This is a genomic window from Klebsiella sp. WP4-W18-ESBL-05 (assembly GCF_014169075.1).
Classification (GTDB): domain Bacteria; phylum Pseudomonadota; class Gammaproteobacteria; order Enterobacterales; family Enterobacteriaceae; genus Kluyvera; species Kluyvera ascorbata_B.
This window is the reverse complement of record NZ_AP022057.1, coordinates 1,606,394-1,623,074: the sequence shown is the minus strand read 5'-3', so window position 1 is coordinate 1,623,074 and position 16,681 is coordinate 1,606,394. Positions and strand designations below refer to the sequence as shown.

General features: G+C 55.7%; 13 protein-coding genes. 6 read left to right on the top strand and 7 right to left on the bottom strand.

Annotated features, from left to right (window positions below; translation table 11 throughout):
• Positions 1–15 precede the first annotated feature (15 nt).
• The 3 genes from H7R58_RS07800 to H7R58_RS07790 all read left to right on the top strand — a co-directional run bounded on the left by H7R58_RS07800 (position 16) and on the right by H7R58_RS07790 (position 4,326).
• The gene (locus H7R58_RS07800) at positions 16–1,302 is read left to right on the top strand and encodes an ABC transporter substrate-binding protein (protein ID WP_182929223.1); all 1,287 of its coding nucleotides are present in this window, start codon (positions 16–18) and stop codon (positions 1,300–1,302) included.
• A 209-nt stretch (positions 1,303–1,511) separates the two neighbouring features.
• Complete coding sequence (locus H7R58_RS07795; RefSeq protein ID WP_182929224.1) at positions 1,512–2,834, top strand: MFS transporter; 1,323 nt, start codon at positions 1,512–1,514, stop codon at positions 2,832–2,834.
• A complete protein-coding gene (locus tag H7R58_RS07790) occupies positions 2,824–4,326 on the top strand; it encodes a sulfatase-like hydrolase/transferase (RefSeq protein ID WP_181357955.1) in 1,503 nt (500 codons plus the stop codon). The genes H7R58_RS07795 and H7R58_RS07790 overlap by 11 nt, the downstream gene beginning before the upstream one ends.
• Positions 4,327–4,362: 36 nt before the next feature.
• Here H7R58_RS07790 and H7R58_RS07785 read toward each other — a convergent pair whose 3' ends face one another.
• Positions 4,363–4,746 carry a biofilm formation regulator BssR gene (locus tag H7R58_RS07785; protein ID WP_106924517.1) on the bottom strand — a complete coding sequence of 128 codons (384 nt, stop codon included), beginning with the start codon at positions 4,744–4,746 and terminating at the stop codon, positions 4,363–4,365.
• Positions 4,747–4,881: 135 nt separating this feature from the next.
• Between H7R58_RS07785 and H7R58_RS07780 the strand changes: the two genes are divergently transcribed.
• The 3 genes from H7R58_RS07780 (at position 4,882) to rimO (ending at position 8,990) form a co-directional block, all read left to right on the top strand.
• A complete protein-coding gene (locus H7R58_RS07780; protein WP_000156887.1) occupies positions 4,882–5,904 on the top strand; it encodes an IS110 family RNA-guided transposase in 1,023 nt (340 codons plus the stop codon).
• Positions 5,905–6,354: 450 nt separating this feature from the next.
• A complete protein-coding gene (locus tag H7R58_RS07775) occupies positions 6,355–7,503 on the top strand; it encodes a lipase family protein (protein ID WP_182934690.1) in 1,149 nt (382 codons plus the stop codon).
• A gap of 155 nt (positions 7,504–7,658) precedes the next feature.
• A complete protein-coding gene (gene rimO / locus H7R58_RS07770; RefSeq protein ID WP_182929227.1) occupies positions 7,659–8,990 on the top strand; it encodes a 30S ribosomal protein S12 methylthiotransferase RimO in 1,332 nt (443 codons plus the stop codon).
• Positions 8,991–9,039: 49 nt separating this feature from the next.
• Here the strand turns inward: rimO and H7R58_RS07765 are convergent, their stop codons facing one another.
• The 6 genes from H7R58_RS07765 to gsiD form a co-directional block, all read right to left on the bottom strand.
• On the bottom strand, positions 9,040–10,950 hold the full coding sequence (locus H7R58_RS07765) for a BglG family transcription antiterminator (protein WP_182929228.1): 1,911 nt from the start codon (positions 10,948–10,950) through the stop codon (positions 9,040–9,042).
• 10 nt (positions 10,951–10,960) lie between these two features.
• Positions 10,961–13,582 (bottom strand): mannosylglycerate hydrolase, encoded by a 2,622-nt coding sequence (gene mngB, locus H7R58_RS07760; protein WP_227674959.1) that lies wholly within the window; start codon positions 13,580–13,582, stop codon positions 10,961–10,963.
• 41 nt (positions 13,583–13,623) lie between these two features.
• On the bottom strand, positions 13,624–14,718 hold the full coding sequence (locus tag H7R58_RS07755; protein ID WP_223878901.1) for a PTS fructose transporter subunit IIC: 1,095 nt from the start codon (positions 14,716–14,718) through the stop codon (positions 13,624–13,626).
• A gap of 30 nt (positions 14,719–14,748) precedes the next feature.
• On the bottom strand, positions 14,749–15,072 hold the full coding sequence (locus tag H7R58_RS07750) for a PTS fructose transporter subunit IIB (RefSeq protein ID WP_106924523.1): 324 nt from the start codon (positions 15,070–15,072) through the stop codon (positions 14,749–14,751).
• Positions 15,069–15,530: a PTS sugar transporter subunit IIA gene (locus tag H7R58_RS07745; RefSeq protein ID WP_106924524.1), complete on the bottom strand. Its 462-nt coding sequence runs from the start codon at positions 15,528–15,530 to the stop codon at positions 15,069–15,071. The genes H7R58_RS07750 and H7R58_RS07745 overlap by 4 nt, the downstream gene beginning before the upstream one ends.
• A gap of 238 nt (positions 15,531–15,768) precedes the next feature.
• Positions 15,769–16,680, bottom strand: a complete 912-nt coding sequence (gene gsiD / locus H7R58_RS07740) for a glutathione ABC transporter permease GsiD (RefSeq protein WP_106924525.1) — start codon at positions 16,678–16,680, stop codon at positions 15,769–15,771.
• Between the last annotated feature and the right edge of the window lies 1 nt (position 16,681).

Sequence of the window (16,681 nt, the reverse complement as noted above, 5' to 3'; positions counted from 1 at the left end):
ACGGAGGATTCATCCATGAAAAAGTCTGTTTTGTTCCTGCTTGCCTGCTGCAGTTTCGCCGCGATGCCGATTGCGCACAGCGCCGATCAGGTGGAACTCCGTTTTGCCTGGTGGGGCGGCAAAGCCCGTAACCAGGCAACCTTAAAAGCGCTGGAAGCCTTTGAAGCCCAATATCCCAACATCAAAGTGAAGGCGGAATACACCGGCTGGGACGGTTTCTACTCGCGTCTGACAACGCAGATCAACAGCAATACCGAAGCCGACGTTATCCAGACCAACTGGAACTGGCTGACGCTGCTGTCGAAAACCGGCGACGGCTTTTACGATCTGAATAAGCTCAGTAAACCCATCGGCCTTGACCAGTTTTCCCCCGAGTCACTGGCCAGCACCACGGTCGACGGCAAGGTAAACGCGATTCCGATTTCCGCTAACGTGATGCTCTTTTACTACAACGCCGCCACCTGGAAAAAAGCCGGCGTTGCGCTCCCGCAAACCTGGAACGAGCTGCTGAAAGCCGGTCCGGTATTCAAAGAGAAGCTGGGCGATAACTACTTCCCGCTCATTCTGACCGAACAGGACGCGCTGCTGCTGCTGAACTCCTACGTTTATCAGGGTAATCAGAAACCGATGGTGGATGAAAAAACCCGCAAGCTCGGCTGGAGCCACGCCGATCTGGTAGAAGCGTTCACCTTCTACCGTAAGCTGGTTGACGCCCACGCGGTGCCGGATGCCCGCACCATGGCCTCGTTTGGTAAAGGCGTAGCCTACGAGATGAAACCGTGGATTAACGGAGAGTGGGGCGGCGTCTACAACTGGAACGTGCTGTATACCGCCGAGTCGCAGAATTTGCCGAATCCGTCGGATCTGGTGATGGGGCCCTACCCAATGCGTGAAGGCGCCAAAGATGCCGGTCAGTTCCATAAAACGGCGCTGATGTTCTCGGTGAGCAAAAACACCCGCCATCCCCAGGAAGCGGCCATGTTGATTAACTTCCTGATGAGCGAAAAAGACGGCGTCATCCCCGTGGCGCTGGAGCGTGGCGTGCCGCTGAGCAAGGCTGGCGAAACGATTCTGCGTGAAGCGGGCCTGCTGACCGACGACGACCCAGTGATTTCGGGCCTGCTTCAGTCCGCATCGTTGCCAAACAAATCGAAAGCGCTGCCTTATCTGGAAGATCCGCAGTTTGGCGCGCAGTTCAGCGCCGCGCTGCAAAGCATCGACTACGGTAAGGCGACGATCGATCAGGCCGCCAGCAACTTTGAGGAACAGGCTAACCGCATTTTGCGCCGCATTATGCGTTAAGCGCGACGGGGCGGATGCACGTCATCCGCCCAAAACCCTTGTTGTCGTAGGCCTGGTAAGGCAAAACCGCCATCCGCGAATCTTGCGCCGATTTACCGGGGGCACTGCGCCTTATCGGGCCTACACAACATCCTTCCCAACATCTGAATCACCGCTTCATTCATTTTGCTTTTCTCACCGCGCCCCCATCGGGGACGAAAGGATTGATTATGAATTCCGCTGCTTCAGGCCGCCTGTCCGCTGCCGCAAAACGCACCGTGCTAGCGAGCTTTCTTGGTTCAACCTTCGAATGGTATGACTTCGTGCTGTATACCACCGTTTCGACGCTGGTCTTTAATCAGGTGTTTTTCCCGGAACAAAGCGCCGCCGTCGGCACGCTCTCCTCGCTGGTAACGGTGGCGATGGGCTACGTTGCGCGCCCGCTGGGCGCGGTAATCTTCGGCCATTTCGGCGACCGCGTCGGGCGTAAAAAGCTGTTGGTCGCCACCATGCTGATTATGGGCATTCCGACGCTGATTATCGGCTGCCTGCCGAGCTACGCGCAAATCGGCACCGCCGCGCCGGTTATCCTGATTATCTGCCGAATCCTGCAGGGTGTTGGCCTCGGCGGTGAATACGCTGGCGCGGCGCTGGCCACCATCGAATCGGTTCCGGAATCCCAGCGCGGCTTCTATGGTGCGATTCCCCAGCTCGGCAACCCGGTGGGCGGCGCGTTAGGGACCATTCTGGTGCTCTGCTGCACCTACTTCGCCGGTGATGAGCTGTTCGCCGCCTGGCTGTGGCGCGTGCCGTTTTTGCTGTCCGCTATCCTGCTGGTGTACGCGATGGTTGTCCGCGTCCGCATGGAGGAAACCGGTGATTTTTCCCGGCTGGTTAAAGAAAATAAGGTCGAAAAAAGCCCGGTCATGGCGGTGCTACGCCATCACTGGAAAGCGCTGCTGCTAGGGCTTGGCGCCCGCGCCTCCGATGCCATTTCCGGCAACGTGGCCGGTTCAGTAGTCATCGCCTACGTCGCCACCTATTTGCACATGAGTAACTCCATTGGCCTTGTCGCCACGCTGGTCCCCACGTTGATTGCCATCCCGCTCATGCTGATTACGGGCAAAATTTCTGACCGCGTGGGGCGCAAACGTATTTTCGTTCTGGGCATGGTGCTGGTTGCGCTGTCGATGCTGCCTATGTTCGCCATGCTCAACACCCAAATCGTGCCGGTGATGGTGCTGGGTGTCATCATCATGCGTATCTGCAACATGATGCCGTTTGCCGTTCAGTCGGCGTTCCTCGCTGATATTTTCCCGGTGGAGGTGCGCTACACCGGCGTCTCGCTGGTGTATCAGGTGTCTGCCATTATCGGCGGCCTGACCCCAGCCGCCTGCCTGACCCTTCTTATCTGGGCCGACGGTAATGCTTACGTGCTGGCGCTGGTACTCACCGTTGTCTGCACACTTTCCGCACTGTGCGGCATTGCCATGCGTCCCAGCGTGCGTCGCGATACCGCCACCGACTACCAAAGGAGCCACCATGGCGCATAATGAACGTCCTGATATTGTGCTGGTCATCACCGATCAGCAGCGTGCCGATCACTGCGCGCGAGAAGGTTTCCCCCTCGACACCACCCCGTTTATGGATGCGCTGGCGCAGGACGGTGCCTGTTTTGACCGCGCCTACACTACCGCCCCGCTGTGCTGCCCGGCGCGCACCAGCCTGTTTACTGGCCGCTATCCATCGGCGCATCGGGTGGTAGAAAACTCGGCGGCGGAGCTGGCGGTGCCGGGTGAAAACCTGTTTGCCGTCGCGCGTCGCGCGGGCTACGCCACCGCGATGGTCGGGAAAAACCATACCTGGCTGTCGGCCAGCGACGTCGACTATTGGGATGAGTTTTCACACGAAGGCCGCGTGGTGCCCGAGAGTGAATGGACCGCTTTTGAACAGTGGCTGCACGACCTGCGCCACCGCACTGCCATCCAGGCCACGCCGTTCCCGGTCGAAGAGCAAAACCAATTCCGTATCGTGTCACGGGCGCTGGCGTGGGCCAACCAGCAACCGGCGGATAAACCGCTGCTGCTGGTTGTCTCCTTCCCCGAACCGCACAACCCTTACCAGGTGCCGGAACCGTGGTTTTCGCTGTTTCCCCCCGACAGCCTGCCGCCGCTTTTCCCAGACGCCAACGATCGGGCCAACCAATCTTTTGCCTGGCACTACCTGCACGACATTGGCGTTGAGTCGGACCCAAATTACGATCATCACATCGCACGGGCGCGCGCTAACTACTGCGGTATGCTGCGACTGATTGACGATCAGGTAAAACGGCTGCATGAAGGATTGGCTCACCGCCACCAGCAACGTGCGCGCTTATTGGCCATAACCGCCGATCACGGCGATTATGTCGGCGCATTTGGTCTGTTGCGTAAAGGCGCGGAGATACCGGAGATGCTTGCCCGCATTCCGCTGATCGTGAGCGGTGACGGCATCGTACAGCAGCGACAACACGCTTTTGTCTCATTAGCGGATATGATGCCCACCTTCTGCGAAGCTATGGCCCAGCCGCTGCCGCTGAGCGTGCAGGGACGCAGCCTGCTGCCGATGCTGCGCGGTGAGTCATGGCCGGAAGCCGAGTTTGCCAGCGTCTATATCGAGCAGGGATTTGGCGGGCTGCCCTACACCGCCGACGATATTCCAATGCACTCGCATCCGGGCATTATGTGGGATGATGGCGAGAACATACCGCGGCTTGATGAACTGAATGCCATCACGCAAAGCGGTCGACATCGCAAAATTCGCAGCGGCGACTGGTCACTGTTCGCCAGCATGACCGGCGAGTTTCGCCTGTTTAACATTGCTGACGATCCCTTTGAGCTACATAACCGTTGGAACGACCCGACGCTGAGCGACGTGCGCTCAACAATGCTGCAATGGCTCGCTATCTGGCAGATGCGTGCCGAAGATCCATTACCCATTAAGGCCTACTGCCGGAAAACGGATCCACACGGTTATCTCGCGCCCTATGCCGAATTCCCGTGCTAACCATCACAATACAGGGGGAGTCACCTCCCCCTGATTTCAGACCTGCACTGCGTGAGACTCGGCCTCCAGTTTATGGATACTTTTTGTCAACGCAGTCAGGCAGCGTTCCAGCGTTTCGACGTTAACCGCAATATAGGCGGGGCAGTCATAGCGCCCGCTCATCAGACAGACCGCAGCGGAAGCCATTGCCTCGCCCGCCTGCCGCATTGTTTCAAGTTCATTTAGCGAAGTGCACAATTTCAAAGCCACCGCGTTTTCGCGCAGTTCGCCACACAGTTCGAGCAGGTTAGTACGCAGATGATCGTTTTCACCGACTGACATATACCCTTTAGCCTTCCGCAGCTGCAAATAGGCATCAAGGTCAATCCGCGCGCTAATGAGCCGCCTCACCAGCTTGCGTTTCAGTTTGCTTTCCGTCATGCATTTACCTCCCTTGCCACCCATTGGCATTTTCATTATGTGATTACTTAACGAATGGAAGGGACTTCCCCTGATTATGCGCCTGATTAACTCTTGTGCAATCATGGGGTACACATCGTCCCGGAGGAATTCGTTATGACTATCACGACTGTCGGTATCGATCTTGCTAAAAATGTGTTTGCTGTTCACGGTGTTGATCAAAATGGTAGAACTGTTCTGGTTAAGCCTAAAGTATCGCGTGCTGCACTTCCTGAGTTAATTGCAAGTTTGCCTCCCTGTGTTATCGGGATGGAAGCATGCTCCGGGGCTCACTACTGGGCAAGATTGTTTCGGCAGTATGGTCATGAGCCACGTCTGATGGCTGCTAAGTTTGTATCGCCTTATCGCATGGCCGGAAAATCAGGAAAAAATGATGCAGCTGATGCTCAGGCTATCTGTGAAGCTGTTCGTCGTCCGCATATGCGGTTCGTACCAGTGAAAGACGAAAGCCAGCAGGCCATGCAGTGTTTACATCGTACCCGTCAGGGTTTTATCGAAGAGAAAACAGCAACGTATAATCGTCTGCGAGGATTGATATCTGAATTCGGTGTCATCGCGCCACAAAGTGCTGATGCCCTGCGCCACATGGTTTCTGTGCAGAAGAGCTCTTTACCGCTTCAGGTTCAGCAATGTGTTGATGATTTGATGGAACACGTTGATCGCATTGAAGCTAACATCACTGAATATGACCGAATTTTGTCCCACATAGCCAAAACAGATCATCGCAGTCAGCGGCTGATGGAGCTAAAGGGCGTTGGTCCCACAACGGCCTGTGCACTGGTCGCCAGTATCGGTAATGCACATGATTTTAAAAATGGACGTCAACTGGCAGCCTGGCTGGGGCTGACGCCATCACAATACAGCAGCGGGGGAAAGTCGAAACTCGGCAGGATCACAAAAGCCGGTGATTCGTATCTGCGAACGCTTCTGGTTCAGGGGGCTCGTTCAGTGCTTATTGGCGCCGGGAAAAGGACTGACTCATTCAGCCGTTGGGTTTGTATGTTGGTTGAGCGCAGAGGGTACTGGCGGGCTGTTGTGGCCATCGCCGCTAAAAATGCGCGGCTGTGTTGGGCATCACTACATTACGGTGATGATTTCCGGCTGTACTCAGTCAACTAAAGCTCGAAGCTGTATAACCATCTGACCTGCAATTCGTTGATGATAAAGGGTTAGACCCCGTGAGGCCTATCTGGCTATTGTACAGGATATACGTATCCGCTTAACGAACAAGAACCTCACGCGCGTCTTTCATCAGGGCCCGAATCGATGACGATTCATCATGGCCGTTTATAGTACCGCAGTCTCTCCCCTTTATTTTTACTGAAGAGCAGACAGAAACCATAAATACCGGCTTTGACATGCCGGGGAAGTCCTTATAGTACAAAATACTGCGCGACATCAACAATTCATTATTTGCAACATATTTAACAATGAAACAACTTCACGACGCGACTGACAGCAGAAAAGCGGCCCCTGCGCCTTCCCGTACTATCCTGATTTGATTGACCCTGCGTTCACGCATCGCCGACTACACTGTGACTATTCAGGCTACAGAAAAGGATGTAATGAATGTTATTTCAGGAAAAGCTGCGGGCTGGCGCGTCCGCATTACTGCTCTTGTCGGTTAGCGTCGCTCCCGCCATTGCGGCGCCGACGGACACCAAAAGCCGTGAAAGTATTACCACGCTGAGCGCCAATCACGGGCTGAGCGAAGCCGCCCAGCAATATCTGATGCACTACCCTTCGCGCAGCGGCGTGGACGGGCATTCGTCACGCATCGACTCTGCGGCGGTATTTCTTCCCAAAGGGAAAACGCCGGAAGGCGGATGGCCGGTGGTTGTTTGGGCGCATGGTACCGTTGGCGTCGCCAATCAGTGCGCCCCCTCGCTCAATGAACGCACGGCAAGAGACAAGCAGTATCTCAACACCTGGCTTTCTCTGGGCTACGCCATCGTGGCGCCGGACTACGCCGGGCTCGGCTCGGAGGGCGTGCACCATTATCTGAATGCCCGTGGGGAAGCGTGGAGCATACTGGACGGCGTTCGGGCCGCGCTGCACCAGTTTCCACTGAAAAATGAACTCATTCTTGTAGGCCAATCGCAGGGCGCACATGCGGCATTTTCAAGCGCAGGTTTTCAGCCGCAGTACGCACCTGAGCTGAACATCCGTTCAACGGTGCTGACCGGCACGCCGTATTTTGCCGCCAACACCACCGCAGCGGATATTCTGCCACCTGCGAGTGCAGGCAATGCGCAGGCCGGTGATCCTAAAATCCCCTATATTTTCTATATCTACCTTGCGGCCGCCGACGCAGACCCGTCGCTGAAGCCGTCAGATTATTTCCAGGACAGCGCGCTCCCCCTGCTGGAACAGGCGAAAAATCTGTGTATTACGCCGCTGACGGAAAAAACCATGCAGGCCGGTCTTAACGCCGGCAATACGCTGAAACCGGCCATTGAATCCCTGCTGAGTGCGGGTATCAACACCATGCTGTATCCAACGATGCATATTCAGCATCCGGTATTTATTGGCATTGGCAGCGTCGATATCAATGTCCCCACCGCCATGCAGATGCGCTTCTCCGACGCCGTTAAAGCCGCAGGTACCCAAACGGAAGTGCATATTTATGAAGGGCTTGATCACAGCGGTACCGTCAACCCGTCGCTTCGCGACTCCGTCCCCTTTATTGTCCGGGGAGACACGGTGACAAAACCGTAGTCCTATCCAGGTCGGCGGCCCTTCTCCGCTGATGCTGCTGGCGATTTTCTTCGCCTGCATCATCAGCGTTCATCGCGTATTATTGACGTATAGTTTTCCTACCATCATGGTAGAATCCCCGCTTTTCCTGGCCCCAACTTTTGAGCAATGTACATATGTCAGACAAATCACCTCATCGCCAGCCCACAATTGGCTTTGTATCTTTAGGCTGCCCGAAAAACCTCGTGGATTCCGAACGCATCCTGACCGAACTGCGTACTGAAGGCTATGACGTCGTGCCCAGCTACGATGACGCCGACATGGTTATCGTCAACACCTGCGGCTTTATCGACAGCGCAGTCCAGGAATCCCTGGAAGCTATCGGCGAAGCGCTGAAAGAAAACGGCAAGGTGATTGTGACCGGCTGCCTCGGTGCTAAAGAAGATCAAATTCGCGAAGTGCACCCGAAGGTACTGGAAATTACCGGTCCGCACAGCTACGAGCAGGTGCTGGAACACGTACACCACTACGCACCGAAGCCTCAGCACAACCCGTTCCTGAGCCTGGTGCCGGAACAGGGCGTTAAGCTGACGCCGCGCCATTACGCCTATCTGAAAATTTCTGAAGGCTGTAACCACCGCTGCGCATTCTGCATCATCCCGTCTATGCGCGGCGATCTGGTAAGCCGTCCCATTGGTGAAGTGCTTGCCGAAGCGAAACGTCTGGTTGATGCCGGCGTGAAAGAGCTGCTGGTGATTTCTCAGGATACCTCCGCCTATGGCGTTGACGTGAAGCACCGCACCGGCTTCCACAACGGTGAACCGGTGAAAACCAGCATGGCCAGCCTGTGCGAACAGCTGGCTAAACTGGGCGTCTGGGTCCGTCTGCACTACGTTTATCCGTATCCGCACGTTGATGATGTCATCCCGCTGATGGCAGAAGGCAAAATCCTGCCGTATCTCGACATCCCTCTGCAGCACGCCAGCCCGCGTATTCTGAAACTGATGAAACGCCCGGGTGCCGTTGACCGCCAGCTGGCACGTATTAAGCAGTGGCGCGAAGTTTGCCCAGAGCTGACCCTGCGTTCGACCTTTATCGTCGGCTTCCCGGGCGAGACGGAAGAAGATTTCCAGATGCTGCTCGACTTCCTGAAGGAAGCCCGTCTCGACCGCGTCGGCTGCTTCCAGTACAGCCCGGTTGACGGCGCCTCCGCCAACGATCTGCCGGACCAGGTACCGGATGACATTAAGGAAGAACGCTGGAACCGCTTCATGCAGCTGCAGCAGCAGATCTCTGCTGAGCGTTTGCAGGAGAAAGTCGGCCGCGAAATTCTGGTTATGATTGACGAAGTCGACGAAGAAGGCGCGATTGGCCGCAGCATGGCCGACGCTCCGGAAATCGATGGCGCGGTATACCTGAACGGCGAAAGCAACGTGAAGCCGGGCGACGTCGTACGTGTGAAGGTAGAAAACGCCGACGAATACGACCTGTGGGGCAGCCGGGTGTAATTTCAGCATGCCTTTCCCCGCAGGGGAAAGGCATGATTCAGGATAAATACTACAAAAAATACTTCTGCGACAGCGCCATAAACGCCGCATAGCTTGTGCACTGGCTCAACGCGTCAATCACATCATCATCAAGAATGTTGGTCAGATAGTCATATATCAGCATACTATCGACGAAGGCATCCTCGCTGATGGCCAGCATAAATACCAGCTTCACCGTTTTTCCCTCATCCCACTCAATCCCCTGCGGAAATACCGCAACGGTCACCATGGTGCTCAACGCCACTAGCCCCAGCGGATGCGGGATAGCCATTTTGTCATCCAGCAGCGTTGAAGCCCGGCTCTCCCGCTCCAGCACGGATGGCAGATAGTGTTCATCCACCCGCCCCTGACGCACGAGCCCGGCGCAGAGAAACTGCATCAGCGACGCTTTATCATGGGGGCAGTCGGTAAATATAAAAAAGTGTTCGGCAGAGAAATAGTTCGCCATGGTCGGCGGCGGCGGCGATTGTGCGTTCAGAAAATACTTCATATTTTCCAACTGCCAGCGTTCGGGTAAAGGCGGCAGATGAATCACCCGCCGGTTTTTCTCCGTCACCGCCACCAGGCTAATGACCAGATTTTCGTCAATATACTCGGCGGCATTGTACTGCTCCACCGAGATACAGCGCGCAATCGCCAACTGTGGATACATGCGGATTATTTTCTGGCATACCAACCTGGCCGGTGCACCGCCCTGCTCACTGACCACCAGCGCGCTCAGGGTACAATCGGCGTTCTTGAGATGTGTCTCTTCCAGAATGGCGCCAATGTGCATGACCAGATACCCAATTTCATCATCGCTTATGGGGCCAGAGAAAAAATGTTCCAGCTCGCTGAAAACCGCCAGGGTCATTTCGTACATCAGCGGGTAGTGGCGCTTTATCTGCTCGATGAGCGGGTTGATAATCGTAATTCCGTGGTTTACCCGAATGCGCATCGCTTTAATATGGCTCAGCAGGCTGGCGCGGGATACATCGTCGTAGAAAACATCGCAAAACCAGGATGCGCTGACGTAGCTGAGAAAATGGTTCATGATCGTCAGTTCAGCGGCGTCGCCATCAGGATTCGCCGCCGACACGGAAGCCGCGTGTGTACAAAACGCCGCAAGGTGCATCGCCAGGTAACTGACTTCACTGCTGAGCACGGCTGAGGTTGCACCATTCAGCAGGCGGAAAATATCTTCAGCGGCGGAGTTAAATAGCCGATCCCCGGCGTCGAAAGACGCCTCCAACAACCAGTGCTCTTGCCGTATCCGCCCCGCGCTAATAGCGCAAATCAGGGTAAAGAAGCGCAGATTAACATCGCTCAGTTGCAGCCCACGCTCAACCACATACCCACCCAACGCCTGCTTAATCTCCGATATTGGGGCAAGCGTATCAAACAGCGCAGCATATTCATCATCCGCCTCTTTCGCCCGCAGCAAATGGTCATAAATACAGCGGCGCAGCGCCATCTCGCTGCCTTGAAGTTTATAGCAATCGGCACCTTCACTGTGAATGACAATGTCGTAGAGTGCAAAGTGGCGTTTCAGCAGGGTGATGTCGTTACGCAAGGTGTACAGACTAATAAACCATGTCGACTCCAGAATCTCCAACGACACCTCCGCTCCTTGCCGCAGCAACGCCGTAAGCAGCGCACGGCGCCGCTCTCCGGTCGCCCGTGATTCTTTCCACGGTTTTTGCGATTGTTCAAGCAGCGTGTGGTGGCCAGCCGGGTTATCAACCTGAATCGAAAAGCCCGTTTTACGATCGTAGATGAGACGGTTACCCGCTTCGCCAACGATGTCGCTAAGCGTTTTGAGATCGCTGCGAATCGTCCGCGTTGAGACATTCATGGCTTTAGCGAGCGACACCTGCGTCGCCGTACCCTGCGCAATCTGGATAAAAATATCTCTGACTCGCTTAGTGGTGAACAGTCTCATCTTTCCCTCTTCAGGCGATTGCTACATACAGCGTCTGCACATCGTTCGGCTTAAGCGTCGCTCTCTCCTGCGCCGGCGTCTGCTCGTCCAGTAGCACACAGTGCGCATTTTTCAGCGGCGGAATCAACACCGGCGTTTCAAGGTGCGGGTTATAGAAGCGGCATACTAAGCCGCTCCCCCGCTCGGCGCACTTCACCACGCTCAGCAGTGCATCCTGTGGCCCATCAGGCAGTGTCAGCAGGCTGTACTCATGCGGGTAACAACGTATTTCATCACTAAGGCAAAACCGCAGACGGCCGTTCAGAAAATCGCTGTCCTGATAGACGGGGAACGTGGTCATTAAGGTCTTCGACAGCCGCGCGTGCTGCGCGTCATCAAATGCCCCGCGGTAGATGCGCCAGCTGAAGCTGAACGAGAGCGTCCCCAATAGCTGGGCATCCGGCGTGGCAACAACCGTCTCTCCCGACGCCCGACCAGGACGATAAAGGAGATTGGCTTTACCCATGTAGCCAAACGAGCGGAACAAGGTGACGGCGATCGTGTCAAAACGGTCGCCGACAATTTCATACTCGCGCACGCCGTTGGTATGCAGCGTAAAACCGTGGTTCTCGTCGTGCAGGTTAACGTAACTTTGCATCGGTTCTATCGCTATCGGCTTCTCATGCCATTCCTCTTGTTCCCACACCCGCAGCGAGTTGCTTAGCTGCACCGGCCGCGTGGCAGCGCCAAACAGCCGATCGGCGCAGGAGACATTTGCCAGAATATCCGTTGCAAAATGCACGCACAGCCGATGGCTCAGCACCTGATTATCGACCTCGGCGGTGAAGCGGATTAGGGCATCCTGCTGCAACATAACCTCGACGGTGACCGGCATGACGCCATCGAAAACGCCGCGTGCTCGCGCTTCCAGGTCAATCGGCACTGGCATCCGATAGCGCAGACGCAGCGTTTGTCGCAGCGCGTTGCGCTCGCGGTCCAGGCCGTTGAGACAACCTTCCGACGTGACCTGCCTGTCGTGGCGTGGCGGCGAATAGTTGTAGGCGTCGCCGTCATCGCCGTTTTCTACCAGCAACATCTGCCGGGCGTAGCGTTTCCCGCTGGCTTTGTCGGTCACGGTCAGCAGACCATTTTCCTCTACATCAATACGATAATAGTCATTTTCAATCCATGACCGCGTATCACTCTGAGTCTGGCTTGCACCGTCGGCACTGAAGTCTGCGTACCAGCGGGTATAGCCCAGCGAGGGCAGCGCGCTGCTGCTCACCGTCACTTTGCTGCGGTACACTCGCTCTGGCTTATGGTAAGGCTGACTGGGGTTAAGGCGAATAGTCTGATTCAGCACATAGTCGGTCAGATCCGTCTGCGCTTCAATCACATACGGCAGCGCGTGGCCTGCGGCATCGCGTAAAATAAACGGCGTGCCCGGTAGCCACGCTTCAAAGGTAATCTGTGGCGCAGCGGGTGCGGTCAATGGGTTAAATACGCTAAAAGTATAATCGTGCTCACGCGGGGTACGAATGGCGATTTGCCGGGTATGCAGCTCGAGCAGATTACTGGCGAGATCGTGCGCCTGCTTATAGCGAGCGGCAATATCACGGTTCGTTTCGTCGCTGTTGCAGCCACCAATACTGTCGTGGGCAGCATTGAAAAACATCAGCTTCCAGATATCCGCTACCGCGCGGGCGGGGTAGTCGTGTCCCAGGCTACGGCTGATGGCCAAAACCGGCTCCAGAGTATTGACCAGCAGAGCCTCAATGTCGTTGTTAAGCCGCTTCAGGTCGGCCCGGCAGGAAAAGATCGTCTTATGTACCCTGGAGTGTTTACCTTCCGTCAGTTCCCCATGAAGCGTACGGACATCACCAGCGGCCTCTTTCTCCAACACGGTGATAAAATCGAGCGGGCTACTAATTTGATAACGGCGCTCGTCGTCGCAGGCGTTGAACTGACGCACCAGATCCGGCAGATTCTCACGAATCGGCGCTTGATCGAAACCGTGCGGATACAGCAGATTCGTCCGGGCGCTGCGCGCTTCTATCGGTGCCATCTTTGCCTGCAGGAACGCCGCCATGGTATCCGGTGTTTCATCCAGCAAACCGCCATAGTGATACCCCCACGGCATCTGCACGGCAAATACCGTATCGCCGTTATCCCCCTGCCAGCAAAATTCGGTCTCATGAAGTGTGTTGTCGGCGATGCCCCGCCAGAACAAGGCGTGGCGAATACCGAACTGCCGGTAAATTTGCGGCATATTACCGCCCTGACCGAAGCAGTCCGGTACGTAGCCTAGCTTCATGCTCCCGCCGGATTCATCGGCTACGCGCATTCCATACCACAGGTTGCGTACCACCGATTCCTGGTGAACCACCAATTGATCGGTTTGCGTATACCAGGGTCCGGTCAGCAGGCGTTTTGCCGCTACCAAGGCGCTCAGTCGCGCTTTATCTTCCGGCGCCCACTGCAGATAACTTTCGATAAGAGCACTTTGCGCATCCAGTAGATAACATGAAAAATCGGGATTCTCCTCCAGCACGCGCAGTACATTCTTCACGTGATGCAAGAGGTAAATCCGCGAGCGCGATGAAGTGAAATACCACTCCTGATCCCAGTGCGTATGGCTGTAAATATGTACCACTTTCTCTTTTATCCCGCTCTCCCTTCCGTCACAGGCCCAAATCAATCAAATTTAATGTCTATTTCATCGCTGACCGTCGATATATCGCCGGTTTCTACCCGTTCTTCATCGTTAAAATTCACCAGTAAATTGGCGCCAAAGGCTATCACCAGGGTGCCAACCAGCGCGCCGAGAAAATAGGCCCACGGATGACCAACGGTGAAACCGCCGTACAGCCCACCGAGCGGTGGCATGATCGGATAAGCCTTGAACAACGCGACTGTCATCGCGCCCAGCGCCCCGGCTAACACGTTAACGGGAATGAGCCGCGCGGGGTTACGCAACGTAAACGGAATTGCGCCTTCAGAAATGCCGAGGATACCCATAATGACCGCACCGTTGCCCGCCTCTTTCAGGGTCTGGTTGAAGTTGTTGGGCCGCAGGAAACGTGCGACAGCGTAGCCCAGCGGTGGAATAATAATCGCCACATTCACCAGGATAGCAGGCAGATAAACGCCGCTCAGAAACAGCACGTTGGCGGTACCCCAAGCGGCTTTGTTGACCGGGCCGCCGAGATCGAAGCAGATCATCCCGCCCAGCACCGCCGCCAGCATCACGGTACTAGTACCGTCTTCCGTCATCTGCTGTACCCAGCCCATCAGCGCAGCGTTAATCCAGCTAAGCGCATCGCCGAGCAACAGCAGCATCACCACAACCTGCAGGCCAACGGTGATAAACGGCAAAATAATCAGCGGTACCGAGCTAGAAGCTGAGCCGGTAATGCGAATTTTGCGTCCTACCCACTCCGCCGAATAGCCCGCCAGCAGACCGCCAAGTACCGCCCCCAGAAACCCTGAGCCGGTTATGGAGGCAATCAGCCCGGCAGTAAAACCGGCCGCCAGTCCTTTCTTACCCGCTACCGAATAAGCGACATATGCGCCCAGTACGTAGTTCATCAGACCAATGATTTTGAAACCGACATCCTGGGTCAGATACAGCCAGTTCATGAGTCCGTCACTTTTGGCGAAGGCATCAAGATTGGATTCGCCAACAATCAGGCCGAGTATTTTGGCCACCGCGACCATCAGCGAACCGGCAATAATGACCGGCAGCGCAAAAGAAATGCCGGTCATTACGTGGTTTTTTATGTCTATCATTATCTTTTTCATGACATTACCCCGGCAGTTTTATGCGTTGCGGCGCGCCTCAACCGCCGCGACGCATTTGCTAATCACATCAGCGGCATGAGTGACGCATTGGCCAATTTTTACCCGAATCACCGTTTTCCCGGCGAAACGAGCCTCTTCTTCAATGGTCCGGTCGGCAGCAATCAGCACGAAATCGGCCTCGGCAATCGCCTGTTCCGGCAGGCGATCCAGGATTCCCATTGCACCCTGCTGCTCAATACTGACCTTGTGGCCAAGGCGGGCACCCTCTTTTTCCAGCGATTTTGCGGCCATCGGCGTATGGGCCAGACCAGCGATACAGGAGGTCACTCCAACTATGTTCATCTCTGCTCCTTTATTTCGATACGTGACTGCATAAAGTGAAACAATTCGTCTTCATCTTTGGCAGAAAATAAAAACGCTCTGAAATCGTCCTCAACGATTTGGCAGGCAAGGCTATTGATGATCTGTAAATGCAAAAGCGGTGCCCCCTCTTCAGGCACCAGCAGGCCGAAAATAATCTGTACAGGCTGATCGTCGAGGCTTTCCCAGGCAATCGGCTGCTGCAGGCGAATAAAGATCACCCCGGCCTGCGAGACGTTGGCGGTTTTCGCATGAGGGATAGCAATCTGGCTTTCAAAGCCGGTGGAATATTGGTTCTCGCGCGTCCACAAATCGGCCTCAATGTTCTGCGCGCTGTCGGCCCACCCCTGCGCCACAGCGTGGTGAGCGAGAAAGCGAAAGACCGACTGCTTATCGGTAAAAGTCTGGTTGAGAAAAATGTTGTCCCGAGCAATGAGCATTGACCTACCTCTCCATGCGTTTAGTCCCGATTAGGTTAGGTCGATACTAAGACTTCCTGCCCTCGCAGTCTGAGCGGCGTTTTCCGCCCACAGGAGGAAATGCCTTCTTCCGGAGGCAGGGAAAAAAGCGAGAAGCGTCAAAAAAAGAGAGCGGATTGTGATGAGCGACAAAGTCGCTCTTCCAGAACATAAGGAGAAGGAACAGGCTGCCCGTGACGCCAGCAACCTGTCGCAGGGACTACCCTTTCAGCTTCGGATCGAGCGCGTCGCGCAGCCCATCGCCCAGGAGGTTAAACGCCAGCACCGTCAGGAAAATCGCCAGTGCCGGGAATATCGCGACGTGTGGCGCAATCACCATATCGGCGCGCGCTTCGTTGAGCATTGCGCCCCACTCTGGCGTCGGCGGCTGAGCGCCGAGGCCCAGGAATGACAGGCTGGCGGCGGAGATAATCGACACCCCGATACGCATCGTGAAATACACCACAATGGATGACACGGTGCCTGGCAGAATATGCTGGAAGATAATCACGCTGTCGCTGGCGCCAATGCTGCGCGCCGATTCAATAAAGGTTTGCTGCTTGAGCACCAGCGTGTTGCCACGCACCAGGCGGGCAAAGGCGGGAACGGAAAATATGGCCACGGCAATAATGACGTTGGTCATCCCGCTACCCATAATCGCCACCACCGCAATCGCCAGCAGAATGCCGGGAAAGGCAAACAGCACGTCGCAAATGCGCATGATGATGCGGTCCCACCAGCCTTCATAATAGCCCGCCAGCAGGCCAAGAACGGTGCCTATCAGCGAACCCATCAGCACCGCAAATACGCCTGCGGTGAGGGATATTTGCGCCCCGACCAGGACGCGGCTGAAAATATCGCGCCCCAGCGAGTCGACGCCGAACCAGTGGATCAACGACGGTCCGTCGTTAAGCCTGTCATAGTCAAAGTAGTTTTCCGCATCGAACGGTGCAATCCACGGGGCGATGATCGCCACAACGATCAATAGCAGGACAAAAATGCCCGCAGCCATCGCCACCGGCTGCTGACGAAAACGCCGCCAGAACTCGCGCCACGGCGTGCGGCGAGCGTCTGCTTGCACGATCGGCATGGCGTTAAGAACGGCTTGTCGGCGCCAGTTGAATAATCGCACG

Bases quoted from the DNA above. Each gene is read 5' to 3' on its own strand.
- H7R58_RS07800 (WP_182929223.1), top strand. From the start codon at position 16: ATGAAAAAGTCTGTTTTGTTCCTGCTTGCCTGCTGCAGTTTCGCCGCG.
- H7R58_RS07795 (WP_182929224.1), top strand. From the start codon at position 1,512: ATGAATTCCGCTGCTTCAGGCCGCCTGTCCGCTGCCGCAAAACGCACC.
- H7R58_RS07790 (WP_181357955.1), top strand. From the start codon at position 2,824: ATGGCGCATAATGAACGTCCTGATATTGTGCTGGTCATCACCGATCAG.
- H7R58_RS07785 (WP_106924517.1), bottom strand. From the start codon at position 4,746: ATGACGGAAAGCAAACTGAAACGCAAGCTGGTGAGGCGGCTCATTAGC.
- H7R58_RS07780 (WP_000156887.1), top strand. From the start codon at position 4,882: ATGACTATCACGACTGTCGGTATCGATCTTGCTAAAAATGTGTTTGCT.
- H7R58_RS07775 (WP_182934690.1), top strand. From the start codon at position 6,355: ATGTTATTTCAGGAAAAGCTGCGGGCTGGCGCGTCCGCATTACTGCTC.
- rimO (WP_182929227.1), top strand. From the start codon at position 7,659: ATGTCAGACAAATCACCTCATCGCCAGCCCACAATTGGCTTTGTATCT.
- H7R58_RS07765 (WP_182929228.1), bottom strand. From the start codon at position 10,950: ATGAGACTGTTCACCACTAAGCGAGTCAGAGATATTTTTATCCAGATT.
- H7R58_RS07755 (WP_223878901.1), bottom strand. From the start codon at position 14,718: ATGATAGACATAAAAAACCACGTAATGACCGGCATTTCTTTTGCGCTG.
- H7R58_RS07750 (WP_106924523.1), bottom strand. From the start codon at position 15,072: ATGAACATAGTTGGAGTGACCTCCTGTATCGCTGGTCTGGCCCATACG.
- H7R58_RS07745 (WP_106924524.1), bottom strand. From the start codon at position 15,530: ATGCTCATTGCTCGGGACAACATTTTTCTCAACCAGACTTTTACCGAT.